A 25,816-nucleotide genomic window follows, 5' to 3' on the forward strand; every position below is an offset into this window, starting at 1 on the left:
GTCGAGGGGGCCCGCTGGTCGTGGCTCCCGCGACGGTCCGGGATCGCCTCGGCGGAGGGGGGCAGGTCACCAGTCGTGGACGGTGCCGTCGGCGAGGCGATTGAAGGGCAGGTACGCGCGCACGTAGGGGTACTTCCCGGCGGCGTCGACGTCGAGCTCCACGCCCAGACCGGGGGCGTCGCCCGGGTGCAGCCGTCCCTCGCTCCAGGTGAACGACTGCTGGAAGACGCTGTCGGTCCGCTCGCCGTGCTTCATGTACTCCTGGATCCCGAAGTTGTGGATGGCCAGGCCCAGGTGCATCGCGGCCGCCATGCCCACCGGGGAGACGTCGGTGGGTCCGTGCATCCCGGACTTGATCTGGTACTGCGCGGCGTGGTCGAGGATCCTCCGGAGGTGGGAGACGCCTCCGGTGTGCGTGACCGCGCTCCGGATGTAGTCGATCAGCTGCTCGCGGATGAGGAGCTGGTAGTCCCAGACGGTGTTGAAGACCTCGCCGATCGCCAGGGGCGTCGTGGTGTGCTGCCGGACGAGGCGGAGGGCCTCCTGGTTCTCGGCGGGCGTGCAGTCCTCGAGCCAGAAGAGGTCGTACGGCTCGAGGGACTTGCCGAGGGCCGCGGCCTGGATCGGCGTCATCCGGTGGTGGCCGTCGTGGAGGAGGGGGAGCCCCGGCCCGAACTCGTTGCGGACGGCCTCGAAGACGCGGGGGACGTGGCGCAGGTAGGCGCGGGTGTCCCAGTCCTCCTCGGTCGGCAGACCGCCGCGCTGCGCCGGCTCGTGGTCGTAGCGCACACCGGCGTTGCCCTCGAGGACGGCGTTGGAGGCGATGCCGTAGATCGAGGTCAGCCCCGGCACCGCGGTCTGCACGCGGATCGCGCGGTACCCCTGCTCCTGGTGCTCGCGGATGCTGTCGAACAGCTCCGCGTCCGTCCGCCCGGACGCGTGGCCGTAGGCGAGCAGGCCGGTGCGGGACGCGCCTCCGAGCAGCTGGTAGAGCGGCATGCCGGCGGCCTTGCCCTTGATGTCCCAGAGGGCGGTGTCGACCGCCGCGATCGCCGCCATCGTGACCGGCCCGCGGCGCCAGTAGGACGACCGGTAGAGGAACTGCCAGGTGTCCTCGATGCGCGAGGCGTCACGGCCGAGGAGCAGCGGCACGACGTGGTCGGCGAGATAGGAGACCACGGCGAGCTCGCGGCCGTTGAGGGTCGCGTCGCCGAGGCCGGTCAGCCCGTCGTCGGTCGTGAGCTTGAGGGTGACGAAGTTGCGGTCGGGACTGGTGACGACGACCTCGGCCTTGTCGATCTTCATGGGATGCCTTTCGTGGTGGGGGATCGGGTCAGGGGTTCCGGCCGGGAGCGCGGTCCATCGAGAACGCGGCGGTCGAGAGGCCGGGCGCCACGGGCGCGGCCTGCCCCGTGCTCTCGCGGCGCTCGGCGATCTCGGCGACGATCTGCGCGTGCCGACGGTCGGTCAGCGGGTAGAACGCCATGATCAGCACCGCGAGCAGGGCCGCGACGGCAGGGATGAGGCCGGCGGCGGCGCGGATGCCCCACTCGGCGTGCTCGCTCTGCTCCGCGGCCCCGGCCACGTAGCCGCCCCAGGCCAGCGCGTACGCGGCGAGGGCGCCTCCGACCGCCTGGCCGGTCTTGCGGGTGAAGGAGAACAGGGCGTAGATCGTGCCCTCGGAGCGGATGCCGGTCTTCCACTCCCCGTACTCGACGGTGTCCGCCTCGATCGCCCAGACGAGCATGTTGACGAGCTGGATGCCGACGTAGGCGAGAACCAGTCCGCCGAAGCCGACCGCCACCGCGTCGCCCGGGGCGAGGAAGACGACCGTTCCGCCGCTGATCAGGACCCCGACTCCGGCCATGTAGGCGTTGCGCTTGCCGAACCGCCGCACGATCGTCGGGACGAGGGCGGCCAGGCCGAAGGTCAGGGCGAGCTGGATCAGCGACATCGCGGCGTAGAGCTGGACCGATCCGAGCACGTCGCGCAGGTAGTAGAGCTGCACGGTCTGGAGCGCGAGCGTCCCGGTGAGGAACAGGAACGAGCTGAGGCAGAGGAAGAGCAGCGGCCGGTTGGAGCGGAGGGTCGTCATGCTCTGACGGAACGTGACGTGCGCGACGTCGCGCTGGACGCGCTCCTTCGCGGTCAGGATCGTGAAGAGGTAGAGCGCGGAGCCGACGACGACGAAGCTCAGCGTGACGATCGAGAAGAGCGACTGCAGATCGGCGCCGGGGACGACCAGCGGGGCCATGAAGGTGCCGAGCCCGGCCCCCACGATCGCGCCGCCGATGGCGCGGGCGCTGGCGAGCTTCGCGCGCTCGGTGCCGACCTGCGTCATCGCTCCGGCGAGCGAGCCGTAGGGGATGTTGACGAGGCTGTAGGCGAGGCCGAGCGCGGCATAGCTCAGGTAGGCGTAGAGCAGGGTTCCGCTCTCGCCGATCTGCGGGACGGAGAAGGTCGCGGCCGAGAGCAGCAGGAGCGGAACCGACCCGAACATCAGGAAGGGCCGGAACTTGCCGAAGCGCCTGCTGTAGGTGCGGTCCACGACCCGGCCGGCGAAGACGTCGGCGAACGCGTCGAAGATCCGCACGACGAGCAGCAGCGTGCCCGCCGCGGCCGCGGAGATCCCGGCGACGTCGGTGTAGTAGACGAGCAGGAACATCGTGGCGGTGGTGAAGGCGAGGTTGTTCGCCGTGTCGCCGGCGCCGTAGCCCACGATGCTCAGCTTCGAGAGCTTCTCAGCGGCGGGCGCTCCGGGCGCGGTGGTGCGGGGGGTCATGCGGGCTCCTTTACCCGGGCGCGGACCCGTCGGGGATCCGCGCCGCATCGAGACGGTGCGAGGGTGGCAATCGGTTGCCGACAGTGCCGGAAGGCACTGCGCGGAGAGGCGGGGTGGAGGTCTAGGCCGCCTGAGCGGCGACCGCGGCGACGAGGGCCGGGTCGTCGACGAGGCGCGGGTCGACGAGCCGCAGCAGCGCCTCGACGGGCCGGGCGGAGCCGAGGGCGCGGTCGAGGGCGGGGCGCTGCGCGTCGGGCAGGTGGTCGCCCTGGAGCAGCAGTGCGATCCAGTCGGCGACGGCACGGAGGGAGGCGGCTCCGCCGTGTCCGCCCGCGCGCTCGGCGAGGAGCACGGGCACGATCCGGATGCGGAGCTTGGCGGTCGCGTCGGCGCCGATCTGCTCGAGGCGGTGCTCGATCCGGGGGTTGCCGAAGCGCCCGAGGAGGGCGGCGCAGTAGGCGTCCGCGTCGAGACCGGCGGGGAGGCCGGCCGCCGCCTCCGCCCAGAACGCCTCGACGGCGCTCCGGCAGGCGGGGTCGGCGATCGCCTCCGCGACGGTGGCGAGGCCCCGCCGGCGGCCGGTGGCGGCGAGGAGCGTGTGCGCGCCGTTGAGGAGTCGCAGCTTGCGCCGCTCGAAGGGCTCGATGTCGTCCACGAAGCGGGCTCCGGCGCGCTCCCAGGCGGGTCGGCCGGCGGGGAAGCCGCCGCAGAGGACCCAGTCGCGGAACGGCTCGGTCACGACGGACGCGGCGTCGCTGATGCCGGTGAGCTCGGCCGCCGCCTCCCGGTCCGCCGCCGTGGCGGCCGGAGTGATCCGGTCGACGGAGGTCGACACGAACGAGACGGTTCGGTCGATCCAGTCGGCGAGCGACGGGTCGAGCCGCTCGGCGAGCAGGAGCAGCCCACGGCGCACGAGAGGGCCGTTGCCGGAGAGGTTGTCGCAGGGGACGACGGCGAGCGGGCCGGAGCCGGCGTCGCGCCGGGCGGTGAGGCCGAGGAGGAGGCGGCCGAGCGCGGTCGTCGGCGCTCCTCCCGATCGGAGGGCGGCGAGGTCGCTCCGGACGGCGGGGTCGTCCAGGTCGGGGCCGCCGTCCGCGGCGAGACGGTACCCGGCCTCCGTGATCGTCAGCGTCACGATCGCCGTCCCTGGAGCCGCGACGAGCTCGACGAGACGCGCGACGTCCGCGCCGTCGACCGCCTCGACGATGCTGCCCACGACCGTCGCCGAGTCGCCCTCCGGTCCGCGCTCGATCAGCGTGAACAGGCCGTCCTGCGCGGCGAGCTCCTCGGCCGCGCGGGGGCTCCGGCCGGTGAATGCGGCGATGCCCCACTCGTGGTCGTCGTCGACGGCGTGCGTGTACCAGGCCTGATGCGCTCGGTGGAAGGCGCCGAGGCCGAGGTGGACGATGCGGACGGGAGCCGCCGGCAGGCCCGTGGACGCGCGATCGAGCGCGCCTCCTCCGCCGTGCCCGCTCACAGCTTGAAGACCTTCCGCGGCTGGGCGTCGACGAGGTCCAGGATGACGGCGCTCGCCGTCTCGGAGTCGATGCGCCCCTCGGCGACCAGGCGAGCGAGGAACGCGGCGTCCAGCCTCCGCGCCATGTCGTGACGGGCCGGGATGGAGAGGAACGCGCGGGTGTCGTCGATGAAGCCGGAGCTCCGCGAGAAGCCGGCGGTCTCCGTCACGGCGGCGCGGAAGCGCAGCACCGCGTCGGGCGCGTCGAGGAACCACCACGGCGCTCCGAGGAACACCGACGGGTAGTAGCCGGCGAGGGGAGCGAGCTCGCGCGAGTGAGTGCTCTCGTCGATCCCGAAGAGGACGAGGTGGAAGCCCGGTGCGTTGCCGAGCTCCTGCAGCAGCGGGCGGAGGGGCTCGGCGAACCGGGTCGCGACGGGGATGTCGTGGCCGGTGTCGGGACCGAAGCGCTCGAAGGTCAGCCGATCGTGGTTGCGCAGCACCCCGGCGTGGACGGTCATCACCAGGCCGTCGTCGACGCTCATGCGGGCGGACTGCAGCAGCAGGTGCGCGGCGAGGACGCGGCTGCCCTCGGCGTCGATCGTGCCGGCGCGGGCGCGGGCGAAGAGGGACTGCGCCTCGGCGGGGTCGAGGTCGACGGTCAGCGGCTCCAGCACTCCGTGGTCGGCGGAGACGGCGCCGTGGTCGAGGAAGTACCGGCGCCGGGCGCGGAGGGCCTCGAGGAATCCGGGGAAGCTGGACTCCTTCGTTCCGGTGGCGGCGGCCAGGGCGGCGACGCGCTCGGGCCAGCCGGGGGTGGAGGGATCGAGGTAGGCGTCGGGGCGGAAGGTCGGCAGCACGCGGCCCGGGAACGCCGGATCCTCTGCCAGAGCCCGGTGGACGGCCAGGTCGTCCAGCGGATCGTCGGTCGTCGCCAGCACCTCGATCCCGAACCGCTCGAAGAGCGCCCGCGGGCGGAAGGCGGCGGACGACAGCCGGGCCCCGATCGCCGCGAAGAGGGCGTCGGCGGTGGAGGCGTCGGGCTGCTCGGTGATGCCGAACTGCTCGGCGAGGATCGACTGGAGCCAGTAGCCCGAGGCGGTTCCCGCGAAGATCCGCCAGTGCGCGCAGAACGTGCGCCACACCTCCTCCGGGCCGGCGAGGCGCTCGCCTCCGGGGATGCCGAGATCGCCGAGGTCGATCCCGGCGGAGTGGAGCAGCCGGGTGACGTAGTGGTCGTGCCGGAGGAAGAGCTCGGACGCGTCGGCGAAGGGGCGGTCCTCGAGCAGGAGGCGCGGATCCACGTGCCCGTGCGGGGAGAGGATCGGCAGGTCGGCGACGCTCGAGTGGAGGTCGCGGGCGATCGCCCGGGTCGTCGGGTCGATCGGCAGGAGTCGGTCGGGATCGTTCAGCAGCTTCGTCGGCACGGGGCCATCCAAGTATGGGTGCCGGAAACTGTCAACCGATTGCCAAGACTGTCGCACCGGTTGGCGCGCCATGGCGCGGACCGGGGTCAGGAGTCGCGGCGGGGTCCCGTCGAGGCGCGCGGGACGAACTCCGTCGGCAGGTCGTCGGCCCGCTCCGGAGGCTCCTCGTCGCCGAGCACCCGGCGGACCGCCCGCTCGCCCATCCGGCCCAGCGGTGCGCTGATGGTCGACAGCGGCGGCGAGGTGAAGTCGCTGCCGAAGATGTCGTCGAAGCCGATGATGCTGAGCTGCTCCGGGATCGCGACGCCCGACTCCTGAGCCGCGCGCATCAGTCCGATGGCGACCAGGTCGTTGTAGGCGATCACCGCGCCGACGCCGGAGGCGGTCACCCTCGCGAGCGCGCTCCTCCCGCCCTCGAGGGTCGAGACGCCCGGCCCGATCTCGACGACCGTCATGCCCCGCTGCGGAGCGCGGTCGAGGAGGAGCTCCCATCGCGCGGCACTCATCCACGAGTCGGGCGGACCGGCGATGAAGGCGAGGGAGCGGTGGCCGAGGGCCGCGAGGTGGTCGAGCGCGGCGTCGATCCCGGGGGCGAGATCGGGCACGATCCCCGCGACGCCGGGGACCACGCGGTTGAGGACGACGACCGGGATGCGCCCGGCCAGCGCGATGATCTCCTCGTCGCTGAGGCGGGTGCTGACGAGGACGAGCCCGTCGGTGGAGGCGGCGATGCGGTCGGCCGCCTCGGCCTCGCGCTCCCCGGACTCCTGCGACTCGGCGAGGATCATCGTGAAGCCGCGGAGCGACGCCGCCCGCTCCGCTCCGCGCACGGCGGGGAAGAAGGCCGGGTTGGTGATGTCGGCCACCAGGAGCCCGAGGGTCGAGCTGCGGCCCGTCGGCAGCGCGCGCGCCATCGGGTTGAGCCGGTAGCCCAGCTCCTTCGCGGCGGCGCGGATCCGCTGCTCGGTCGCGGCGTTCAGCCGCCCGGGCGTGCTCAGCCCGCGGGAGACCGTGGAGGGGGCGACTCCGGCGAGGCGGGCGACGTCGTAGATCGTCGTCGCGGAGCGGCCGCGGCGTCTCGCGGCGGAGGGGCCGGTGGGCGCGTCTTCGCTGGGCACGATCGCGGTCTTCTCTCGAGGGGCACGGCGGCGGACGGGGCGCCGTCCGCCGCCCATGCTGCCACAGGGCCGAGAAGCCCGCCCGGCCCGTCGCTCGCGTCCGGGTCGGGCCGGATCGGGGAGCCCGCGCTCCGGGAGGCCGCCGTCGCCGGTCGGCCGCCCACCGCTCCGGCCCCTCCAGCGCGGGTCCGCGCGGCTCCGCCCCGTCAGCTCCGCTCCGGGAACGCCCCCTCCTCGCGGATCCGCTCGTTGAGCGCCGCCAGGAACACGCCCTCGTCGAGGTCGAGCGGTACCTCGCGTCCCGTCCAGCTCGAGTAGTGGATGGCGTTGGCGAGCCGGACCCCGAGGATCCCCTCCGCCCCGGGTGCGAGCAGCGGCGTGCCGTGCAGGATGCTGTCCGCGAAGTCCTGCAGGACGGCCGTGTGCTGCTCGCCCCAGACCGACGCCGACTCGATCCGCTCCGTCGTGGAGAGGCCCGCGGTGTCGTAGCGACCGCTGAGCAGGAGGCCCACGTCCTCGGCGCTGAGGGCGGCGCTGACCTCGCGCTCGGGGGCGTTCAGCCGGGTGATGGTCGCGACCCGGGAGTCGTCGACGACGATCCGGCCGCGGTCGCCGACGATCTCGAGGCGGTCGGTGCCGATCGGGTCGTGCGTCGTGGTGACCAGCACGCCGGTCGTGCCCCCGCCGAAGTCGGCGAGCACCGTCACCTCGTCCTCCACCGCGATGTCGCGGCACCGCCCGTAGCCGGCCTTCGCGACCACCGACTCCGGCACTCCGCACAGCCACTGCCACAGGTCGAGCTGGTGGGGCGCCTGGTTGACCAGGACGCCTCCGCCCTCGCCTCCCCAGGTCGCGCGCCACGCGCTCTGGTCGAAGTAGGCCTGCGGCCGCCACCAGGTCGTGATGATCCAGTTCGAGCGCAGGATCCGGCCGATCCCGCCCTCGTCGACGACCTCCTTGAGCCGGCGGTAGAGCGGGTTCGCCCGCTGGTTGAACATGATCGCGAAGCGCTGACCGGGACGGGCGGCGGCGGCCTCGTTCAGCTCCGCGACCTGCGCGGCGTAGACGCCCGCCGGCTTGTCGACCAGCACGTGCAGCCCGTGCTCGAGAGCGTCGATGCCGATCCCGGGGTGGAGGTAGTGCGGAGTGCAGACGACGACGGCGTCGACCTCTCCGCTCGCGAGGAGGGAGCGGTGGTCGGCGTGGAAGGACGCTCCGGGTGCGAGCGCGGCGGCCGCCGCCTGCCGGGCGGGGTCGACGTCGGCGACGGCGGTGACGACGAGGTCGCGCACTCTGCCGTCGGCGAGGAAGCGGGCGTAGGAGGAGCCCTGGGCGCCGAATCCGATGATGCCGAGGCGGACGGTGGTCATGGGAGGAGTCCTTCGTTCGGGGTGGAATGGGGGATCCGCGCGGGCGCGCTCGGGGCGTAGGCGGCCTGGACGATCGCGAGCGACCTCGCCGCCTCGCGGGGCGAGATCCAGAAGGGCTCGTCCTCGCCGAGGCGGGCGTAGAAGTCGTGCACGAGCAGCTCGTGCGAGGCGCCCCAGTACGAGCGCCCGCCGGATCGGCGCTCCGTGTCCGGGACGACCTCGACGGATCCGTCGTCGCGCCGCACGGTGAGGGCACCGCGCAACGAGACGGTGGCGCGCTCGGTGCGCAGGCGGAGCTCGACCGGCTCGTCCCACGCGTTCGCCACGGTCGCGTAGAGGACGCTGCGCGCGCCGGAGGCGTGGGTGAGCACCAGGTCGGCGGTGTCCTCGACCTCGATCGGCAGCAGGCGCGTGGAGGCGGAGCCGCTCACCGCGACCACCTCGCCGAGGAGCCACTGCAGGAGGTCGACGGTGTGGATCGCCTGGTTCATCAGCATCCCGCCGCCGCCCTCGGCCCGCATCCCGCGCCAGGGGCGGTCGAGGTAGTAGCCGGGAGCGCGGTGCCAGAGCACGGTCGCGGCCGCACCTGTCACGGCACCCAGGGAGCCGGACGCCAGCAGCTCGCGGAGGCGCTGCACGGGCGGGTTGTAGCGGTTCTGGAAGCAGACGCCGATGCGCGCCCCGCCCCGCTCGGCCGCGGCGATCACCTGCTCGCCCTCGGCGACGGAGGAGGCGAGCGGCTTCTCGAGGAGCACCGCGACGCCGCGGTCCAGGGCCGCGACCGCCAGCGCGGCGTGCGTGCTGTGCGGAGTGCAGACGTGCACGACGTCGGGGCGGACGGAGTCGAGCATCCGGACCGCCTCGGGGAAGCCCGGCACCGCGTGCCTCTCGGCGGCCGCGGCGAGCCGGCCCGGGTCGGTGTCGCAGACCGCCACCAGCTCCGCGCCGGGTGCGGTGCCGATCGCCGCGAGGTGGACGGAGGAGATGTCGCCGCAGCCGATCACCGCCGCGCGGACGGTCATCGCAGGTCGATCCCGAGCGAGGAGGCGAGCCCCCGGAAGGCCCGAGCGGCCACTCCGAACGACTCGGGGCCGGAGAATCCGCCGAGGGCGTCCGTGATCGCGAGGTGCGGCTCCAGCGAGGCGACGCCCGTCCAGCCGTCGTCGCGCAGGGCGGTGAGCGTCTCGCGCAGCTGGCCGTCGCCCTCGCCGGCGGGCACCACGGTGCCGGTCGCGGCCACCGCGTCCTTCACCTGCAGGTAGTCGACGTAGGGCCGCAGCGCCGTCCAGCCGTCGTCGAAGGGCCGCACCCCGCACTGCACGAAGTTCGCGTTGTCCCAGGCGAGGCGCAGGGCGGGCGAGCCGACGGACTCGACCAGGTCGAGGATCCGCTCGGGGACGTCGCCGTAGATGTCCTTCTCGTTCTCGTGCAGCAGCACCACGCCCTCGCGCTCGGCGCGATCGGCGAGCCTGCGCATGCGCAGCAGGACGTCGTCGCGGATGCTCTCGACCGGCACTCCCTCGCCCCGGTAGAACGAGAAGACGCGGATGCTCGGTGTGCCGAGGGTGTGCGCGACGTGGATGACGCGGTTGAGGCGCGCCACCTCGAGCTCGGGGTCGAGGGCGACGTCGACCTTGCCGATGGGCGAGGCGACGGCCGAGACGGACTGGCCGCCGCGCTCGAGCACGGCGGCGAGGCGGGCGAGGCGCTCGTCGTCGAGGTCGACGACGTTCCGGCCCCAGGCGCTGCGCACCTCGATGCTGTGCGCGCCGAGCGCTCGGAGGACGGCGACCTGGACGACCGGGTCGGGGTCGATCTCGTCGCCGAAGCCGGAGAGGGTCCAGGGTGCGGGGTTCGCGGGTGCGGTCGTCGCGGGTGCGGTGGTCACGGTGCGTGCCTCGTTCTCGTCGTCGGGAACCGGCGGGCAGGAGCGCCGCCGTGCCACGACCATACGCGTATTGGCAACCGATTGACAAAATCGGAAGCGCGCCTCTACCGTCGGGGGCGTTCCGGGCCGCGGAGACGCCGGCCCCCACCGCGACCGGGAGGACTGCCGTGACCAGGATCGGCGTGCAGGCGATGATGCTGAAGGACGCGTTCGCCTCGGCGGGCGCCTTCGCGACGCTCCGGGAGGTCCGAGCGATCGGCTACCGGTCGGTGGAGATCTCGCAGATCCCGCTGACGGCGGCCACCGTGGCCGAGCTGCAGCGGGCGCGGGACGAGCTCGGCGTCGAGATCGCGGCGATCTCGGCGGGCCTGGCACCGGGGGACTCCCCGGGCGCCGCGCTCGAGGGCGGGCTCGCCGGGATCGTCGCCGACGCCCGCGCGCTCGGCACGCGCACGGTCCGGATCGGCATGCTGCCCGCCTCCGCGGCGGCCTCGCCGGCCGCTCTGCTCGACTTCGCCGACCGCTGCCAGGCCGCCGCGGCGAGGCTCCGCGACGACGGGCTGCGGCTGCTGCTCCACAACCACCACCACGAGTTCGCGCGGCACGACGGCCGCCTCCTGCTCGACGTCGTCGCCGACCGGGCTCCGCTGCTGGGGCTCGAGCTCGACGTGCACTGGGTGCAGCGGGGCGGGCTCGATCCCGTGACGACGCTGCGCCGGTACGGGGAGCGCGTCGCCCTGGTGCACCTGAAGGACTACCGGGTCGGGCCGCCCGCCGACATGTCCGGCGGGTGGTCCGTGCACGCCTTCACCTCGAACGTGCAGTTCGCCGAGGTGGGGGAGGGCAACCTCGACTTCCCGGGGATCATCGGGACGAGCCTCGCGCTCGGCGTCGACCACCTCCTCGTCGAGCAGGACGAGCGCTACGGGCGGAGCGCGCTCGACTGCCTGCGGACCTCGCACGCGAACCTCGTCGCGATGGGCTTCGCCGACCTGTTCTGAGGCGCGGTCCAGGCTCCTCCCCAGGTATCGGAGCGGCCCGTTCTCCACTGATCAGGGGGCCCGGGTCCCCGTCGCGCCGGGCGCCGCGGCACGCTCGATCCGTCGACGGAGGAGGTGGTGGCGATGGTCGTTCCGGACAGCGTGCTCGGCGTGATGGCGCTCGTCGCTCTGGTGCTGCCCGGGGTGCTCTACGCCTCGGTGCGGGTCTGGGCGGCGGGGTTCCGCTGGACCGACCACACGGTCTCCGCGCGTCTGTTCGAGGCGGTCCTGGTGAGCATCGCGCTCGACGCGGCGTACCTCGTCGTGGCGGGCGAGGAGCTGATCCGCCTGGCGGCCGATCCCCGTGCGGCGGTCCTGCGGGAGCCAAGGGCCGTGGGCTGGTGGATCCTCGTGCTCGGAGTGCTGGTGCCGGCGGCGCTCGGCTCGGCGCTGCACGTGCGGCTGCGGTGGTGGCGGCCGCCGTGGCGGGTGCTCCGGAGGCGGGGGCTCGGCTGGGTGCGCGTCCCGGCGGGGCGGACGACGGCCTACGAGAGCGTGCCGACCGCGTGGGACAAGGTGGCGCCGAGGATGAGGGAGACGTGGGTGCGCGTGCAGCTGCCGGACGGTCGGCGGGTCGGCGGGTGGATCTCGGTGGCCAGTTTCGCGTCCACCTACCCCCGATCTCGCGACATCTACATCGAGGAGCAGTTCGAGGTCCTCCCCGACGGTGCCTTCGGTGCGAGAGTGGAGGGGACTCGCGGGGTGTGGCTCTCCGTGCCGGACCAGTCCGTGGTCGAGTGGACCGAGAACGCCGCCCCGAACGCTGAGGAGGAACGATGACCGAGAAGACGACTGCGAACTACGGCTCGATGGCCCGCGGCTACCCGCCCGCATACGGTCGGCCTGCTCCGGCCACCCCTCCGCCCGGACGGTCGGGGATCTACGTTCCGCCCTCGCATCCGGGCGCAGCCCCGGAGAAGAAGTAGCGGGATCCGCCGGGGTCCGCCTCCGCTCGGCGCAGCGGAGGACAATGGAGGGACCCCCAGCGAAGGAGACCACCGTGGATCAGCCGCGCATGAACGTCGAGTCGTTCAACCTCGACCACCGCACCGTCGCCGCGCCGTACGTGCGCCTCGCCGACGCGAAGACGCTTCCCGGAGGCGACCACCTCGTCAAGTACGACGTGCGCTTCACCCAGCCCAACCGCGGGCACCTCGAGATGCCCACCGTGCACTCGCTCGAGCACCTGTTCGCCGAGAAGTCCCGCAACCACTCCGACCGCGTGATCGACTTCTCGCCGATGGGCTGCCAGACCGGCTTCTACCTGCTCCTCTCGGGCGAGCCCGAGCTCTCCGAGGTGCTCGGCCTGGTCGAGGCGACGCTCCAGGACATCACCGAGGCCGACGAGGTCCCCGCGGCCAACGAGACCCAGTGCGGCTGGGGCGCCAACCACTCCCTCGAGGGGGCGCAGGAGGCGGCGCGCACGTTCCTCGCGCACCGCTCGGAGTGGGAGACGGTCACCGCGTGAGCACGGCGATCGTCCTGGTCGCGATGGACGAGGAGGCCGTGCCGTTCCTCGCCGCCGCGACCAGCGCCTCCGAGCCTCGCGCCGTCGGCAACGCGCTGCAGTGGGAGCTCGAGCTCGACTCCCGCGCGGTGCTGCTCGTCCGCACCGGCATCGGTCTCGTCAACGCGTCCGGCGGTCTCACCGGGGCAATCCTGCGGGAGGACGGCGAGCGGCCGCTCGTGGTGAGCGCGGGGACCGCCGGCGGCCTGGGCGCCGACGTCCGCGTGGGCGAGGTCGTGATCGGCACCGAGCACGTGCAGACCGACGCCGATGCGCGGGCGTTCGGCTACGCGCTCGGGCAGGTCCCGGGGATGCCCGCCCGCTACTCCGGGGACGACGCGGCGCTCGCCGCGGAGCTCGACCTGCCCGAGGGGCCGCCGGTGCGCCGCGGCCTGATCGTCTCGAGCGACGTCTTCGTCTCCAGCGCCCATGTGGACCGCGTGAGGAGCGACTTCCCCGGCGCGCTCGCCACCGACATGGAGTCAGTCGCACTCGCGCAGACGGCGCACGTGCACGGGCTGCCGTTCGTCTCGGTCCGCGGGATCTCGGACCTCTGCGCCCCCGGCGAGTTCGAGGCGCACGTCGACGACGCGGCCGACCGCTCCGTCGCCGTGGTGCGGGCTCTGCTGCGCGGGCTCGGCGACCGGGACTGACGGACGAGCGGCCCTCCGCGACAGCGCGGGAGGGCCGCCCCGCGGGGTCAGTCGTTGCCGACGTGCTGGTCGCCGGCCTCCTGGGCCTTGTCGACCTGGCCGGCGAACTTCCCGCCGGTCGCGGAGTCGGCGGCGTCGCCCGCCTTGTCGAGTCCCTTGTCGGTCAGCTCCTCGCCCTTGTCGCTGCTCGCGGCGTTCTTCGCCTTGTCCGCGAGTCCTCCGAGATCCACCATGGGGTCGTTCCTTCCGTCGATGAGCGCCCGTCGAGCAACGGGCCGTCGCCAGTCTCCGCCGCTCGGCGAGGGTCTGCGCGGGGGTTGCGGCTCACGGCCGCGCCGAGGACGATGCGCCTCCGGATCCGCTGTTCCCCCGGAGCCGCCGACGCGCCAGAGTGAGCGGTGCGCCCCCGCGCACCGACTCCAGGGAGACCCGATGAAGTACATGCTGATCATGCGCGCGACCGATGCGGCGAAGGAGGCCTACGCCTCCATCCCGTTCGACGAGATCATCACCCGGATGGGGCAGTTCAACGAGGCGATGATCGAGGCGGGCGTGCTGCTCTCGGGCGACGGCCTGGCCGACGACGTGGCCTCCTCCGGCTTCGTGGTCGACTTCTCCTCCGAGCCGCCGACCGTCGTCGACGGCGCCTACGGCCCGACCGAGTCGCTCTTCAACGGCTTCTGGATCATCGGGGTCGACTCGAAGGAGCAGGCCCGCGAGTGGGCGCTGCGCTGCCCGCTGGTGCCCGGCAACCGCCTCGAGGTGCGCCGGATCACCGACGAGAGCGACTTCGCGGAGTTCGCCGACAACGAGTACGTGCAGAAGGAGGCCGGCTGGCGCGAGGACGAGGCGGCCCGCGCCTCCGGGGACTGACGCGGCGGCGGGCGTCACGCCTCCGTGACGACGCCCGCCTCGACGTGCCAGTGCCGCGTCAGCTGCACCGTCTCGAGCATCCGCCGGTCGTGGGTGACCAGCAGCAGGGTGCCCTCGTACGCCTCGAGCGCCTCCTCCAGCTGCTCGATGGCGACGAGGTCGAGGTGGTTGGTCGGCTCGTCGAGCACCAGCAGGTTCGTGCCGCGGGCCTGCAGGAGCGCCAGGGCGGCCCGCGTCCGCTCGCCCGGCGAGAGCTCGCCGACGCGGCGGCCGACGTGGTCGGCCTTCAGCCCGAACTTCGCCAGGAGCGTGCGGACCTCGGCGGTCGGCCACTCGGGGACCAGCGCCTCGAACGCGTCCGCGAGCGGCACCTCGGCGGCGAGCATCCCGCGGGCCTGGTCGATCTCGCCGATCGCCACGCTCGCGCCGAGTGAGGCGCCGCCCTCCTCCGGCTCGGCGCGGCCGAGGAGGAGCGACAGCAGCGTCGACTTGCCGGCGCCGTTGGGCCCGGTGATGCCGATCCGGTCGCCCGCGTCGACCTGGAGCGACACCGGACCGAGCGTGAACGCGCCCCGGCGGGCGACCGCGCCGTTCAGCGTCGAGACGACCGAGCTCGAGCGCGGGGCGCTCCCGATCGTGAAGGCGAGCTGCCACTCCTTGCGCGGCTCCTCGACCTCCTCGAGCCGCGCGATGCGGCTCTCCATCTGGCGCACCTTCTGCGCCTGCTTCTCGCTCGACTCCACCGAGGCCTTGCGGCGGATCTTGTCGTTGTCGGGGGCCTTCTTCATCGCGTTGCGCACGCCCTGGCTCGACCACTCCCGCTGGGTGCGGGCGCGGGAGACCAGGTCGGCCTTCTGCTCGGCGAAGTCCTCGTACTTCTCGCGGCGCTGACGGCGCGCGGTCTCGCGCTCCTCCAGGAACGCGTCGTAGCCGCCGCCGTAGACCCGGTTGGTGCCCTGCGCGAGATCGAGCTCGAGCACGCGGGTGACGCTGCGGGCGAGGAACTCGCGGTCGTGGCTGACGAGCACCGCACCGCCGCGGAGTCCGCGGACGAAGGCCTCCAGGCGCTCCAGGCCGTCGAGGTCGAGGTCGTTCGTCGGCTCGTCGAGCAGGACCACGTCGAAGCGGGAGAGGAGCAGGGCCGCGAGGCCCACCCGCGCCGCCTGCCCGCCGGAGAGGGAGGTCATCGTCGAGGAGGCGGCCGCGGCGCCGAGCGACAGGCCCAGGTCGGCCAGGACGACCGGGGTGCGCTCGTCGAGGTCGGCCGCGCCGCTCGCGAGCCAGCGGTCGAGCGCGAGGGCGTAGCGGTCGGCGATCGAGCCGTCGGGATCGGGGTCGGCCAGCGCGGAGGCGGCGGCGTCGAGCTCGGCGGAGGCCTCGGCGCAGCCGGTGCGGCGCGCGATGTAGCCGGCGACGGTCTCGCCCTCGCGGCGCTCGTGCTCCTGCGGAAGCCAGCCGACGAAGGCGTCGCCCGGCGAGAGCACGACGGAGCCCTCGAGCGGAGCCGTCTCGCCGGCGAGGATGCGCAGCAGCGTCGACTTGCCGGCTCCGTTCGCCCCGACGACGCCCACCACGTCCCCGGGGGCGACCGTCAGGTCGAGTCCGTCGAACAGGGTGCGGTGCGCATAGCCTCCGGAGAGGCCCTTGGCGACGAGGGTGGCGGTCACCGGTCCAGCGTAGGCGCGGGCGACTCGCTAGACGGTCTGGTGAGCAGCCGGTCTAGGATGTGCGGATGAGCGACACGAGCCTGCGGAGCGGCGCCGGGTACTGGTACCCCGACGAGTCGTCCACCCGCCGTGCGGTCGAGGTGCTGAGCGCCATGCGCACCTACCGCGTCTCCGAGGTCTCGATGCGCCGCCGCACGCGCGAGCGGATGGCGATGGGCGAGACGGACCTGATCGCCATCCAGTACCTGCTCCGCCAGCAGCGCAAGGGCGAGCTGGTGACCGGCAAGGATCTGGCCTCGCACCTCTCCATCTCGTCCGCGTCGACCACGGTCCTCATCGACCGCCTGGTCCGCAGCGGCCACCTCGTGCGCAAGCCCAACCCGACCGACCGGCGCGGGATCGTCGTGGAGGCGACCGTCGACAGCGACGACGAGGTGCGCGCCACGCTCCAGGAGATGCACCGCCGGATGCTCGAGATCGCCGAGGACCTGGACGCCCCCGAGGCCGAGGTCGTCGTCAACTTCCTCCGCCGGATGAGCGCGGCCGTCGACGAGATCGACGCGGAGCACGGCGACGGGCACGATACGGACGAAGCGGACGACGCGGAACCCTCCGCAGCCAAATAGCTAGACGGACTAGTAATAAGCCGAGGGGCCTATAGTCTGGCGGCATGGGTCAATTCCTCTACGGCACTCCTCCCGCCGTCATCGAGATCGAGGACCGGACCCTGGCCCACCTCCAGATCGTGATCTACGCGAAGTTCCGCCGCGACGAGCGCTTCAGCCTCACCCTCGACTCGATGCCCGAGGGCGCGCGGGGCCGCCACTCCTTCTGGATGAACCCGAACATCGCCCTGCAGTTCCACTTCGCGGGGAGCCGGCAGCCGACGATCAACCCGACCTGGGTCGAGCTCCTGATGGACGCGGCGAACAGCGGCGGCGGGCTGCGCCTGCTCACCGAGCCCCCGTCCTGACCTGGTCCCGGTGAGGCCGACCCGGCCCGGACGACCGCGGAGCTCCCTGCACGACGGTGGATCCGCAGCACCGGCCTCCTGCGACAGCGCACGTGCCCCCGGCCGCCCCGTCTCCTAGGGTGGAGCGGGCGCCGCGGGGCGCGCGGAGGGCGGGGGACATGCGCAGGACGGTCATCGGAGCGACGGCACTGGCCGGGGTGCTCGCGCTCGCGGGGTGCTCGGCGCCCGCTCCGGCTCCCACGGTCACGGTCACCGTGTTCGCCACGGCGACGCCGACTCCGGTGCCGGACCCGACCGTCACGGCGGCGCTCCCGCAGGCGACGGCCACGGTCTTCGCGCCGGTCCCCGAGGCGACGGTCACCTTCACGCCGAACGCGACACCGGACATCCCCGAGACCGCCTTCGCGGTCGACAACGGCGCGGTTCCCGGGGCGAACGGCGAGCCGACCCGCGACGGGGAGGGGGACATCGTGAGCTACACCGTGGTGCAGGGCGACACGTTCTTCGACATCGCGCAGCGCTTCGGGATCCCGGTGCAGCAGCTGCTCCGGATGAACCCGACGATCGCCGGAGCCGGCGAGGCGGTCTACATCAATGCAGTCATCAACCTCGACGCGAGCACGCTGGGCTGAGCGGAGCGGCGAGCCGCGGAGGCGGTCGCCCGGAGCGACCCGGCTACTGCGACTTCGGCAGGACGTGGAACGCGACGGCCAGCGATCCCGAGATCATCAGGATGCCGCCGACGAAGAGGAATCCGGCGATGTCGGGCAGCAGGAACGAGTTGCCGAGAACGAGGATCCCGCCGAGGAACAGCACGAACGAGAGGACGACGCCCAGACCAGTCATGCCCTCATCGTACGCAGGTCACGGGAGCAGGAGGTCCGCGAGCTCCTCGGCACCGGACACCAGCGCGATCGTCCCGACCGCCTCGAGCGGCGATCCGTAGCCCCACTCGACCATGATCGTCGGCACGCCGTGGGCTGCGGCGCCCTGCACGTCGTGCTCGCGGTCGCCCACCATCACCGGCGCCGAGAGGTCGACGCCGAGCTCGCGGAGCCGGCGCAGCGCCTCCTCCACGACGTCGGCCTTGGCGCTGCGGACCTCGTCCTCGGAGGCGCCGCAGATCACCGTGAAGTACTGCGCCAGTCCGTAGTGCTCGAGGATGCGCGTGGCCGCCGACTCCGGCTTGGAGGTCGCGAGCGAGAGCGGCACGCCGGCCTCGGCGATGCGCGCCAGCACCTCGGGCAGCCCCGGGTAGACCGAGGAGTCGAACAGCCCGCCCGCGTTGTAGCGGCGGCGATAGACCACGAGCGCGGCCTGCGCCTCCTCGACGGTCATCCCGCCGAGCTCGCGGAACGCCTCGAGCAGCGGAGGGCCGACGTAGGCCAGCAGCTCGGCCGGAGCGGGCACGGGGCGGCCCAGCTCGACGAAGGTCTCGACGAGGGTGCCGGTGATGCCGGGGGCCGAGTCGGTGATCGTGCCGTCGAGGTCGAACAGGATGCAGGACCAGGTGCCGGCGCGCGCGTCGAGGCCGGTGGCGGCGAGGGTCGTGTCGGACATGGCGGGCTCCTGACCTCGGAGGACGGGGTGACGCCGGCGCTGCCCCGCCGGGGGCCACACTCTACGGCCGTTCGGCGTCCAGAGCCCGTTCGACGAACGAACGGGTGACGACCTGGGCGATCGAGCCGGGGTCGAGCTGCACGGCGACGAAGTCGGCGGTGCGGATCAGCGCGAAGGCCTCGCGTCCGGGGAGGACCAGCATCTGCACCCGCGGATGCTGCTGCCGGGGGACCGCGGTGCGCACCTCGTCCGTGGAGGTGAACAGCGGCAGGACCTGCTCCCCGGTGGTCGTCGCGACGGTGCGGACGTGCGGCACGCCTCCGGGCTGGGAGCCCGTGACGTCGACCACGAGGGAGCCGTCGAGGCAGGCCTCGAGCAGCCGGTCGACGGCCTCGGCGGTGGGAGCGGCGACGAGCGCCTCCAGTGCTTCCCGTGCCTCCGCATTGCGGTACGGACCGGGTCGCGCCGGGCGTGCAGGGGGTCCGCCTCGTCGTGCCATGACTCCACGCTAACGAAGACCCGGGCGTGGTCGGAATCGCCGGGACCGGTTCCCGGGAATGCGCGCGATCGGTGTCCGGAATCGTTACGGCCACGTGCGGACACCGTGTCCTCTATTCGACGGCTGATGGCGAAGTGCTCGAATCCGCCGTGATTGCCTCCGCTTATCCTGAACATTCCCCTCGACATGGCGCGAGAAAGCGACGAATGGCGCCATTCATGACGCAGTCGATTGTGAAAGGGGGTAATGTCTCTCCCGGTCCGGGTCGAGACAGTCCGGTCCCGCGAACTCCAGGAGGAAAAGTGGCCCAGAAGATCACGCTTGTCGACGATATCGACGGAACCCCTATCGATTCGGGTGACGGCGGTACCGTCCGCTTCAGCATCGAGGGCGCCAACTACGAGATCGACCTCGGCCCCGACAACATCGCCGAGCTCCACTCGGCCCTCGAGAAGTTCGTCTCGAGCGCCCGCCGCGTCGGCTCGCGCCCCGCGGCCGCCACGAGCGTCGCCACCGCCTCCAAGAGCGACCCCAAGCAGCTCAAGGCCATCCGCGAGTGGGCGAACGCCAACGGCCACCCCGTCTCCGACCGCGGACGCATCCCCTCCGAGGTCCAGGCCGCCTACCAGGCCGCCCACAAGTAGGAGCGGCCGCCGGGCCCTCGGCCCGGTGGGACGCCGCATTCCCGGGCTCCGGACCCGACGCGCAGAAGGCCCCCGCGATCCGATCGCGGGGGCCTTCGCCGTGCCTGTCGCCGTGCCTGTCAGAACAGGCGCGTGTGCGAATCGTCGGTGCCGCGCATGGCCTCGTAGTCGAGCACCACGCAGCGGATTCCGCGGTCCTCGGCGAGGGTCCGCGCCTGCGGCTTGATCTCCTGAGCGGCGAAGACTCCCGTCACCGGGAAGAGGTGCGGATCGCGATTCATCAGCTCGAGATAGCGGGTGAGCTGCTCGACTCCGTCGATCTCGCCGCGGCGCTTGATCTCGACGGCGACGGCGGCTCCCGAGGAATCGCGGGCGAGGATGTCGACCGGGCCGATCGCGGTCATGTACTCGCGCCGGACGAGAGTGTGCCCCTCTCCGAGGAGGCCGATCTGCTCGGCGAGAAGGCGCTGGAGATGCGACTCCACTCCGTCCTTCACGAGTCCCGGATCGACGCCGAGCTCGTGCGCCGAATCGTGCAGCACCTCGTGGATCGAGACGACGAGAGCGTCGCCGGTCTTGCGGTGCGCGACGGTCCACTGCTGCGTCACTCCCGCGGCGCGCGCCTCCTCGTCGGGCTCGCCCGTGATCAGCGTGCAGGGAGGGCTCATCCAGTTCAGCGGCTTGTAGGAGCCGCCGTCGGAGTGGATGAGGACGCTCCCGTCGGCCTTGACGAGCAGGAGACGGGTGGCGAGCGGGAGGTGGGCGCTGAGACGGCCGGTGTAGTCGACGGAGCAGCGCGCGATGACGAGACGCACCCGTCGAGGATAGACGGCGCGGCTCCGGCGGGCTCCCGGCTCAGCGCGCGGCGACGGGAGGCCGGCGGCCGAGCGGAGGAGCGGGCGGCGGCACCGAGAGCGAGGCGCGCAGCGCGACCGCGAACTCGGCCGGCGCCTCCGCCCACGGGTGGTGGCCGCTCGACTCGATGACGGCCAGGCTCGCCTGCGGCAGGAGCGCGGTGAGCGCCTCCAGAGCGGCGACGCCCGTCACCGGATCGTCCTCGCCGCCGAGGACGACCGCGGGGCAGTCGAGGCGCTGCAGAGCGTCGCGGATCGCCGCGGTGTCGTCGGAGCCGGCGGGAGTCGTGTGACCGGCAGCCCGGTCGTCGATCCCGAGCCAGGCGGTGCTGGGGGCGATCAGGAGCAGGTGGGCGACGCGCTCGGGAGCGTCCACGGCGGCGAGCAGGACGGCGCGGCAGCCGGAGTCGTGCGCGGCGAGATCGAGCGCGTCGACGCCGAGGTGGCGGCGCAGGTCCTCCACGTCGGCGGCCGTCGTGGCCGGGGGAGCGGGAGGCAGCTCCGCGGAGCCGCCCACTCCGCGCGGGTGCAGCACGAGGACGCGGCGCGTGCAGGCGATCGAGGCGAACGAGCCGAGATAGGAGGGGTGGCGCTCCGGCTCGCCGGGGACGACCACCAGGGGTCGCCCCTGACCGGCTCCGTGCTCGTCGACGTGGAGCAGGGCGCCGTCGCGCGCTCGGTACCGCATCCGCTCCCCCTCCGCCGCCGTCCTGGGAAGCCTAGGGGGAGGCGCGTCGGAGCGCCCGGGCCCCACGGGGGCTTGCGGAGGCGCGTGGAGCGGGGCGGTCAGCTCCGTCGGCTGCGGGCGGCGGGGGAGGCGAGCCCGGCGACGACCACCAGGGCCAGCACCAGGAAGAGGGCGTTCAGCAGGCCGTAGTGCTCGCCGAGGAAGCCGATGGCCGGCGGTCCGACCAGGAACGCGACGTAGCCGAGCATCGCCACCGCGCTGACGCGGGCGGCCGAGTGCGGCCCCTCCGCCGCGGCCGACATGCCCACCGGGAAGCCGAGCGAGCAGCCCAGACCCCAGGCGACCGCGCCGACGACGACGAGCGCGTCGACCGGGGCGAGGATGAACAGCATGATGCCGACGATCGCGAGCCCGGCGGAGGCGCGCAGCACCGGGACACGGCCGAAGCGGTCGAGCACGGGTCCGCCGATCACGCGTCCGACGGTCATGGCGGCGACGAACACGCCGAACACGACGGCGGCGGTCGTCTTGTCGGTGCCGTGGCCGTCGACCATCGCCAGGGTCAGCCAGTCGTTCGCGGAGCCCTCGGCGAAGGCCATGCCCAGCATGATCAGGCCGATGAGGACGAGGCGGCCGTCGCGCCAGACGCCGAGGGAGGCGGCGACGCGCTCGCGGACCGGCGGCTTCACCGTGGTCGCCGCGCCGGAGGTGTCGAGCTCCTCGCGGACCGGGACGAAGCGGATCGCGATCACCGCGGTCACGGCGATCACCACGGCGATCGCGCCGAGGTGGACGGCGACGGGCACGGCCTGGGCGGAGGCGCCCGCGCCGATCAGCGCGCCGGCCACGGTGCCGAGGCTGAAGAAGGCGTGGAACAGCGGCAGGAGCGTCTTGCCGAAGGCCTTCTCGTTGGCCGCTCCCTCGACGTTCATCATCACGTCAACCGCACCGTTGCCGAAGCCGAGCATCGCCATGCCGGCGAAGGCCGCGGGGAGGACGCCGATGACGTCGGCCGAGACGCCCAGCACCGCGAGCCCCGCCGCCGAGACGGTGAGGCCGAGCGCCATGCCGCGCCGGGCGCCGATCGCGCCCATGACCGGCGTCGAGAACGCGAGTCCGACGATCGCGCCGATCGACATCGAGAGGATCAGCAGGCCCACTCCGGCGGTCGAGAGCTGGAGCTCGTCGCGGATGGCGGGGGTGCGCGAGACCCAGGTGGCGATCGAGATCCCGCTGAGGACGAAGATCGTGAAGACGGCGTTGCGCCAGGCGACCAGCTGCGGGCGCGTGAGCGCGGACGTCGAGGTCATGGCGGTTCTCCTGGTGCGGGCGGGATCCGGACACCGGATCGAGAGGCACGGTCGAATCGATTCGAAGCGAGCCGGTCTAAGCTATCCGGAACCCCGGGGACGGTCAACCGACGACGAGCGCGCCGCCCCCACGAGGAGGAACGTGGAACCCCGCAAGAGCCCCCGGCCGACGCTCGCCCGCGTCGCGAGCCGGGCCGGAGTGTCCCCCTCCACCGCCTCGCTGGTCTTCAGCGGCTCCGGCCCCGTCTCGGAGGCCACGAAGGAGCGGGTGCTGCGCGCGGCGTCCGAGCTCGACTACGCCGGTCCCGACCCGCGGGCGCGCTCGCTCCGCCGCGGCCGCTCGGGGATCGTGGGGGTCGTCGTGGACGAGCGGATGCTGCACGCGTTCCGCGACCCGATCAAGATCGCCATGCTCGACGGGATCGCCGACGTGCTCGGCGGGGTCGACGCCGGGATCCTGCTGCTCACCGAGACCGGCGACGGCGCGGGCCTGCTGGCGACCGCCCCGGTCGACGCGATGATCCTGGTCGGCTGCAGCCCGTCGGTCGACGACTCCGTCGCCGTGCTGCGTCGCCGGGGGGTGCCGGTCGTCGTGGTCGAGGGCCTCTCGGAGCTGGGCGGCGCCGTGATCTCGCTCGACAACCGCGAGGCCAGCCGCACCCTCGCGGAGCACCTGCGCGAGCTCGGCCACGAGCGGGTCGCGGTGGTCTCGCTCCCGTTCGCGAAGGACCGCCGTCGCGGCGCGATCCCGGCGGGCTGGCGCTCGAGCCCCAGCATCACTCCGGTCGACCGCCTCCTCGGAGTGCAGGACGTCTTCCCGGAGGCGTCGGTCGTCGCCGCCGCGGCGAGCTCGGTCGACGAGGGCGTCGCCGCGGGCCGCACGCTGCTCGAGGGGGCGGAGCCGCCGACCGCGGTCGTCGCGCAGAGCGATCTGCTGGCCGCGGGTGTGATCCTCGCGGCGGAGGAGCGCGGGCTGCGCGTGCCCGAGGACCTCTCGGTGGTCGGCTTCGACGGCGTGCAGGTGCCCGGTCTCGCGGCCGAGTACGACCTCACGACGATGGCCCAGCCCGCGGTCGAGAAGGGCCGTGCGGCGGGACGGGCCGCGGTCGCGCTCCTGGCCGACGAGGAGGCGGAGGCGGTCTGCTTCCACGCCGTCTTCCACCGCGGGAACACCAGCGCACCGCCGCGCTGACCGGAGTTGTCCACAGGCTTCTCCACAGGGGAGGAGTGCGGTCAGCGGAGCCAGACGTCGCTGCGGACCCGGAGCCCGAGGGTGACCGCGCGGGCGCCGAGGAAGCCGACGGCGAAGGCGAGCCAGAGCGCGAGGAGGCGCCATTCGGCGGGCGCGGCGGGGGCGAGCAGGGCGAGCGGGACGAAGGCGGCGAGGTTCGCGAGGCCGCTGAGCGCCAGGTAGCGGCCGTCGCCGGCGCCGATCAGCACGCCGTCGAGCACGAAGACGTAGCCGCCGAGCGGAGCGGTGAGGCCCACGACGGCGATCGCCGCGGGCAGCAGCCGCAGCACCTCCGGGTCGCTCGAGAAGACGTACGGCAGGACACCGCTCAGACCGGTGACCAGCGCTCCGAGCACTGCTCCCGCACCGATTCCCCAGGTCACACAGCGTTTCGTGACGACACCGGCCTGCTCGGTCTCGCCCGCGCCGAGGAGGCGGCCCAGCAGCGCTTGCGCGGCGATCGCCACCGCGTCGAGGGCGAAGGCGACCGTCGAGAACAGCGTCATCGCCACCTGGAAGGCGCCCAGCTCCTCCGCCCCGAGTGAGGTGGCGGTCGCGACCGCGAGAAGGATCGCCGCGCGGAGGCTCGCTGTGCGCAGCAGCATCCAGCCGCCGGATCCCGCGGAGGAGGCCAGGCCCGCGAGGTGCGGCCGCAGCGGCGCGCCGACCCTCCGGGCGAGCCGCAGCGCGACTCCCGCGTAGGCCGCGAGCATGGCCCACTGCGCGATCACCGTCCCCAGCGCGGAGCCGGTTATCCCCAGGCCGGCCGGGTAGATCAGCACGGCGTTGAGAGCGGCGTTGAGGGCGAATCCGCCGGCGGCGATCACCAGCGGAGTGCGGGTGTCCTGGAAGCCGCGGAGGAGCCCGGTGAGCGCGAAGACGCCGAGCATGGCGGGGATCCCGGCCATGCTCACCGCCAGGTACCGCACGCCCGCCTCGGACACCGCCGGCTCCGCGCCGAAGAGCGCCACGACGGCCGGAGCGGTCAGCGCGCCCACCACGGCGATGCCGGCGCCGAGGAGCAGGGCCAGCCAGCCGCCGTCGATCCCGGCCGCCACGGCCCTCCGCTCGTCGCCCTCGCCGAGGGCCCGGCCGACCCGCGGAGTGGTGCTGTACGCGAGGAAGACCATCAGGCCGACGATCGTCTGCAGCACCGTGCCGCCCAGCGCGAGCCCGGCGAGCGGGACGGCGCCGAGATGGCCGACCAGGGCGGAGTCGGTGAGCAGGAACAGCGGCTCGGCGACCAGCGAGCCCAGCGCCGGGACGGCGAGCCGGAGGATGCTGCGGTCGAGGGCGGAGGTCACCGCTCGACGCTAGCGGCTGCCGCAGCTCCGGGACGGGCGTACCGTGGGCGGGATGCAGCGCTTCGGGATCGGGCTGGCGGCCGTGGGCCGGCCGGCGTACATCACGGCAGGGCGCGACGACGACCTCGGCCCCGCGGCCGAGCGGAGCGTCGACGCGCTGCGGGAGCGCACGCACCTGCTGCTCGACGCGGCGTGGGACGCCGGCGTCCGCTTCCTCGACGCCGCGCGCTCCTACGGGCGGGCGGAGGAGTTCCTCGGCGGCTGGCTCGCCCGGCACCCCGAGCGGCGGGCGGCGCTCACGATCGAGTCGAAGTGGGGCTACGAGTACGTCGGCGGGTGGGCGATGGATGCGCCGGTGCACGAGCGCAAGGAGCACTCGGTCGCGATGCTCGACCGCCAGTGGCCGCTCACGCTCGACGCGCTCGGCTCGGCGCCCGACTCCTACCTCGTCCACTCGATCACTCCCGAGAGCCCGGCCCTCACCGACCGCCCGCTGCTGGACCGCCTGCGCGGCCTCGCCGGCTCCGGAGTGCGCGTCGGCCTCTCCACCAGCGGACCCGAGCAGGCGCGCGTGATCGAGCTCGCCCGCGCGATCCCGGAGTCGCCGTTCAGCGCGGTCCAGAGCACCTGGAACCCGCTCGAGCAGTCCGCGGGCCGGGCGCTCGCCGCCGCGCACGACAACGGCTGGCTGGTGGTGGTCAAGGAGGCCCTCGCCAACGGGAGGCTCGTGGCGCACCCGATCGAGCACGCCGGCGCCGCGCCGGACGCCGTCGCCCTGGGGGCCGCCCTCGCGCAGCCCTGGACCGACGTCGTGCTGAGCGGCGCGGCGACTCCGGAGCAGCTGCGGGCCAACCTGCGCGCGCAGCCCCTGGAGCTCCCGGACCTCCCGGCGCTCGCCGTGGATCCGGCCCGCTACTGGGCCGAGCGCTCCGCTCTCGACTGGACCTGAGAGCACTCGAACGAAGTGAGGCG

General features: G+C 73.4%; 28 protein-coding genes. 11 read left to right on the forward strand and 17 right to left on the reverse strand.

What is annotated here, in order from left to right:
• Window positions 1–66: 66 nt before the first annotated feature.
• The 8 genes from manD to GSU40_RS00250 form a co-directional block, all read right to left on the reverse strand.
• On the reverse strand, window positions 67–1,305 hold the full coding sequence (gene manD, locus GSU40_RS00215; protein ID WP_104222646.1) for a D-mannonate dehydratase ManD: 1,239 nt from the start codon (window positions 1,303–1,305) through the stop codon (window positions 67–69).
• Window positions 1,306–1,333: 28 nt separating this feature from the next.
• Entirely contained in the window at window positions 1,334–2,782 is a 1,449-nt protein-coding gene (uidB, locus tag GSU40_RS00220) for a glucuronide transporter (protein ID WP_104257955.1), read from the reverse strand.
• 121 nt (window positions 2,783–2,903) lie between these two features.
• Complete coding sequence (locus tag GSU40_RS00225; protein WP_244229534.1) at window positions 2,904–4,259, reverse strand: mannitol dehydrogenase family protein; 1,356 nt, start codon at window positions 4,257–4,259, stop codon at window positions 2,904–2,906.
• Window positions 4,256–5,665: a glucuronate isomerase gene (uxaC, locus tag GSU40_RS00230; protein WP_244229535.1), complete on the reverse strand. Its 1,410-nt coding sequence runs from the start codon at window positions 5,663–5,665 to the stop codon at window positions 4,256–4,258. The genes GSU40_RS00225 and uxaC overlap by 4 nt, the downstream gene beginning before the upstream one ends.
• Before the next feature lie 86 nt (window positions 5,666–5,751).
• Window positions 5,752–6,783: a LacI family DNA-binding transcriptional regulator gene (locus tag GSU40_RS00235; protein ID WP_160033029.1), complete on the reverse strand. Its 1,032-nt coding sequence runs from the start codon at window positions 6,781–6,783 to the stop codon at window positions 5,752–5,754.
• 206 nt (window positions 6,784–6,989) lie between these two features.
• Entirely contained in the window at window positions 6,990–8,153 is a 1,164-nt protein-coding gene (locus GSU40_RS00240; protein ID WP_160033031.1) for a Gfo/Idh/MocA family oxidoreductase, read from the reverse strand.
• Window positions 8,150–9,175, reverse strand: a complete 1,026-nt coding sequence (locus GSU40_RS00245) for a Gfo/Idh/MocA family oxidoreductase (protein WP_104247552.1) — start codon at window positions 9,173–9,175, stop codon at window positions 8,150–8,152. The genes GSU40_RS00240 and GSU40_RS00245 overlap by 4 nt, the downstream gene beginning before the upstream one ends.
• Window positions 9,172–10,041 carry a sugar phosphate isomerase/epimerase family protein gene (locus tag GSU40_RS00250; RefSeq protein ID WP_244229536.1) on the reverse strand — a complete coding sequence of 290 codons (870 nt, stop codon included), beginning with the start codon at window positions 10,039–10,041 and terminating at the stop codon, window positions 9,172–9,174. The genes GSU40_RS00245 and GSU40_RS00250 overlap by 4 nt, the downstream gene beginning before the upstream one ends.
• 167 nt (window positions 10,042–10,208) lie before the next feature.
• Between GSU40_RS00250 and GSU40_RS00255 the strand changes: the two genes are divergently transcribed.
• The 4 genes from GSU40_RS00255 to mtnN all read left to right on the forward strand — a co-directional run bounded on the left by GSU40_RS00255 (window position 10,209) and on the right by mtnN (window position 13,241).
• Complete coding sequence (locus GSU40_RS00255) at window positions 10,209–11,042, forward strand: sugar phosphate isomerase/epimerase (protein ID WP_244229537.1); 834 nt, start codon at window positions 10,209–10,211, stop codon at window positions 11,040–11,042.
• A 123-nt stretch (window positions 11,043–11,165) separates the two neighbouring features.
• Window positions 11,166–11,861, forward strand: a complete 696-nt coding sequence (locus GSU40_RS00260; protein WP_160033035.1) for a DUF6338 family protein — start codon at window positions 11,166–11,168, stop codon at window positions 11,859–11,861.
• A 190-nt stretch (window positions 11,862–12,051) separates the two neighbouring features.
• On the forward strand, window positions 12,052–12,549 hold the full coding sequence (locus GSU40_RS00265; protein WP_308470742.1) for an S-ribosylhomocysteine lyase: 498 nt from the start codon (window positions 12,052–12,054) through the stop codon (window positions 12,547–12,549).
• Window positions 12,546–13,241, forward strand: coding sequence for a 5'-methylthioadenosine/S-adenosylhomocysteine nucleosidase (mtnN, locus tag GSU40_RS00270; protein ID WP_244229538.1), 696 nt, complete (start codon window positions 12,546–12,548; stop codon window positions 13,239–13,241). The genes GSU40_RS00265 and mtnN overlap by 4 nt, the downstream gene beginning before the upstream one ends.
• A 47-nt stretch (window positions 13,242–13,288) precedes the next feature.
• Here mtnN and GSU40_RS00275 read toward each other — a convergent pair whose 3' ends face one another.
• Entirely contained in the window at window positions 13,289–13,474 is a 186-nt protein-coding gene (locus GSU40_RS00275) for an antitoxin (protein ID WP_104282784.1), read from the reverse strand.
• Between the two features lie 199 nt (window positions 13,475–13,673).
• Between GSU40_RS00275 and GSU40_RS00280 the strand changes: the two genes are divergently transcribed.
• Window positions 13,674–14,114, forward strand: a complete 441-nt coding sequence (locus GSU40_RS00280) for a YciI family protein (protein ID WP_160033037.1) — start codon at window positions 13,674–13,676, stop codon at window positions 14,112–14,114.
• A gap of 14 nt (window positions 14,115–14,128) precedes the next feature.
• Here the strand turns inward: GSU40_RS00280 and GSU40_RS00285 are convergent, their stop codons facing one another.
• A complete protein-coding gene (locus GSU40_RS00285) occupies window positions 14,129–15,781 on the reverse strand; it encodes an ABC-F family ATP-binding cassette domain-containing protein (RefSeq protein ID WP_160033039.1) in 1,653 nt (550 codons plus the stop codon).
• Window positions 15,782–15,846: 65 nt separating this feature from the next.
• Here GSU40_RS00285 and GSU40_RS00290 point away from each other — a divergent pair, with 65 nt between their 5' ends.
• From GSU40_RS00290 to GSU40_RS00300, 3 genes are all read left to right on the forward strand, one after another.
• A complete protein-coding gene (locus GSU40_RS00290; RefSeq protein WP_104250276.1) occupies window positions 15,847–16,407 on the forward strand; it encodes a MarR family transcriptional regulator in 561 nt (186 codons plus the stop codon).
• A 44-nt stretch (window positions 16,408–16,451) separates the two neighbouring features.
• Complete coding sequence (locus tag GSU40_RS00295) at window positions 16,452–16,754, forward strand: hypothetical protein (protein WP_068250131.1); 303 nt, start codon at window positions 16,452–16,454, stop codon at window positions 16,752–16,754.
• Window positions 16,755–16,912: 158 nt separating this feature from the next.
• A complete protein-coding gene (locus tag GSU40_RS00300; protein WP_104222627.1) occupies window positions 16,913–17,386 on the forward strand; it encodes a LysM domain-containing protein in 474 nt (157 codons plus the stop codon).
• Between the two features lie 43 nt (window positions 17,387–17,429).
• Here the strand turns inward: GSU40_RS00300 and GSU40_RS00305 are convergent, their stop codons facing one another.
• The 3 genes from GSU40_RS00305 to GSU40_RS00315 form a co-directional block, all read right to left on the reverse strand.
• Window positions 17,430–17,600, reverse strand: a complete 171-nt coding sequence (locus tag GSU40_RS00305) for a hypothetical protein (protein WP_159911733.1) — start codon at window positions 17,598–17,600, stop codon at window positions 17,430–17,432.
• 18 nt (window positions 17,601–17,618) lie between these two features.
• Window positions 17,619–18,314, reverse strand: coding sequence for an HAD hydrolase-like protein (locus tag GSU40_RS00310; RefSeq protein ID WP_104222626.1), 696 nt, complete (start codon window positions 18,312–18,314; stop codon window positions 17,619–17,621).
• A 61-nt stretch (window positions 18,315–18,375) separates the two neighbouring features.
• Entirely contained in the window at window positions 18,376–18,813 is a 438-nt protein-coding gene (locus GSU40_RS00315) for an SseB family protein (protein WP_104222625.1), read from the reverse strand.
• A gap of 302 nt (window positions 18,814–19,115) precedes the next feature.
• On the opposite strand from GSU40_RS00315, the gene GSU40_RS00320 reads away from it, so the two are divergent.
• A complete protein-coding gene (locus GSU40_RS00320) occupies window positions 19,116–19,457 on the forward strand; it encodes an Lsr2 family protein (protein ID WP_181110125.1) in 342 nt (113 codons plus the stop codon).
• 119 nt (window positions 19,458–19,576) lie between these two features.
• Here the strand turns inward: GSU40_RS00320 and nucS are convergent, their stop codons facing one another.
• The 3 genes from nucS to GSU40_RS00335 all read right to left on the reverse strand — a co-directional run bounded on the left by nucS (window position 19,577) and on the right by GSU40_RS00335 (window position 22,309).
• Window positions 19,577–20,272, reverse strand: a complete 696-nt coding sequence (gene nucS / locus GSU40_RS00325) for an endonuclease NucS (protein WP_104222623.1) — start codon at window positions 20,270–20,272, stop codon at window positions 19,577–19,579.
• A 40-nt stretch (window positions 20,273–20,312) separates the two neighbouring features.
• Window positions 20,313–20,999 (reverse strand): alpha/beta fold hydrolase, encoded by a 687-nt coding sequence (locus GSU40_RS00330; protein WP_160033041.1) that lies wholly within the window; start codon window positions 20,997–20,999, stop codon window positions 20,313–20,315.
• 98 nt (window positions 21,000–21,097) lie between these two features.
• Entirely contained in the window at window positions 21,098–22,309 is a 1,212-nt protein-coding gene (locus GSU40_RS00335) for an MFS transporter (RefSeq protein WP_160033043.1), read from the reverse strand.
• A gap of 142 nt (window positions 22,310–22,451) precedes the next feature.
• On the opposite strand from GSU40_RS00335, the gene GSU40_RS00340 reads away from it, so the two are divergent.
• The gene (locus tag GSU40_RS00340; protein WP_244229539.1) at window positions 22,452–23,501 is read left to right on the forward strand and encodes a substrate-binding domain-containing protein; all 1,050 of its coding nucleotides are present in this window, start codon (window positions 22,452–22,454) and stop codon (window positions 23,499–23,501) included.
• Window positions 23,502–23,542: 41 nt separating this feature from the next.
• On the opposite strand, the gene GSU40_RS00345 is transcribed toward GSU40_RS00340, so the two are convergent.
• Window positions 23,543–24,844 carry an MATE family efflux transporter gene (locus GSU40_RS00345; RefSeq protein WP_160033045.1) on the reverse strand — a complete coding sequence of 434 codons (1,302 nt, stop codon included), beginning with the start codon at window positions 24,842–24,844 and terminating at the stop codon, window positions 23,543–23,545.
• A gap of 52 nt (window positions 24,845–24,896) precedes the next feature.
• Here GSU40_RS00345 and GSU40_RS00350 point away from each other — a divergent pair, with 52 nt between their 5' ends.
• Window positions 24,897–25,793, forward strand: coding sequence for an aldo/keto reductase (locus GSU40_RS00350; protein ID WP_160033047.1), 897 nt, complete (start codon window positions 24,897–24,899; stop codon window positions 25,791–25,793).
• The last annotated feature ends 23 nt before the right edge of the window (window positions 25,794–25,816 follow it).

It is taken from the genome of Rathayibacter sp. VKM Ac-2805 (genome assembly GCF_009834265.1).
GTDB lineage: Bacteria > Actinomycetota > Actinomycetes > Actinomycetales > Microbacteriaceae > Rathayibacter.

Excerpts from the sequence above, each read along its gene's own strand:
- manD (WP_104222646.1), bottom strand. The coding sequence starts at position 1,305 with ATGAAGATCGACAAGGCCGAGGTCGTCGTCACCAGTCCCGACCGCAAC.
- uidB (WP_104257955.1), bottom strand. The coding sequence starts at position 2,782 with ATGACCCCCCGCACCACCGCGCCCGGAGCGCCCGCCGCTGAGAAGCTC.
- GSU40_RS00240 (WP_160033031.1), bottom strand. The coding sequence starts at position 8,153 with ATGACCACCGTCCGCCTCGGCATCATCGGATTCGGCGCCCAGGGCTCC.
- GSU40_RS00245 (WP_104247552.1), bottom strand. The coding sequence starts at position 9,175 with ATGACCGTCCGCGCGGCGGTGATCGGCTGCGGCGACATCTCCTCCGTC.
- GSU40_RS00260 (WP_160033035.1), top strand. The coding sequence starts at position 11,166 with ATGGTCGTTCCGGACAGCGTGCTCGGCGTGATGGCGCTCGTCGCTCTG.
- GSU40_RS00265 (WP_308470742.1), top strand. The coding sequence starts at position 12,052 with ATGGAGGGACCCCCAGCGAAGGAGACCACCGTGGATCAGCCGCGCATG.
- GSU40_RS00275 (WP_104282784.1), bottom strand. The coding sequence starts at position 13,474 with ATGGTGGATCTCGGAGGACTCGCGGACAAGGCGAAGAACGCCGCGAGC.
- GSU40_RS00280 (WP_160033037.1), top strand. The coding sequence starts at position 13,674 with ATGAAGTACATGCTGATCATGCGCGCGACCGATGCGGCGAAGGAGGCC.
- GSU40_RS00290 (WP_104250276.1), top strand. The coding sequence starts at position 15,847 with ATGAGCGACACGAGCCTGCGGAGCGGCGCCGGGTACTGGTACCCCGAC.
- GSU40_RS00295 (WP_068250131.1), top strand. The coding sequence starts at position 16,452 with ATGGGTCAATTCCTCTACGGCACTCCTCCCGCCGTCATCGAGATCGAG.
- GSU40_RS00300 (WP_104222627.1), top strand. The coding sequence starts at position 16,913 with ATGCGCAGGACGGTCATCGGAGCGACGGCACTGGCCGGGGTGCTCGCG.
- GSU40_RS00305 (WP_159911733.1), bottom strand. The coding sequence starts at position 17,600 with ATGACTGGTCTGGGCGTCGTCCTCTCGTTCGTGCTGTTCCTCGGCGGG.
- GSU40_RS00310 (WP_104222626.1), bottom strand. The coding sequence starts at position 18,314 with ATGTCCGACACGACCCTCGCCGCCACCGGCCTCGACGCGCGCGCCGGC.
- GSU40_RS00315 (WP_104222625.1), bottom strand. The coding sequence starts at position 18,813 with ATGGCACGACGAGGCGGACCCCCTGCACGCCCGGCGCGACCCGGTCCG.
- GSU40_RS00330 (WP_160033041.1), bottom strand. The coding sequence starts at position 20,999 with ATGCGGTACCGAGCGCGCGACGGCGCCCTGCTCCACGTCGACGAGCAC.
- GSU40_RS00335 (WP_160033043.1), bottom strand. The coding sequence starts at position 22,309 with ATGACCTCGACGTCCGCGCTCACGCGCCCGCAGCTGGTCGCCTGGCGC.
- GSU40_RS00350 (WP_160033047.1), top strand. The coding sequence starts at position 24,897 with ATGCAGCGCTTCGGGATCGGGCTGGCGGCCGTGGGCCGGCCGGCGTAC.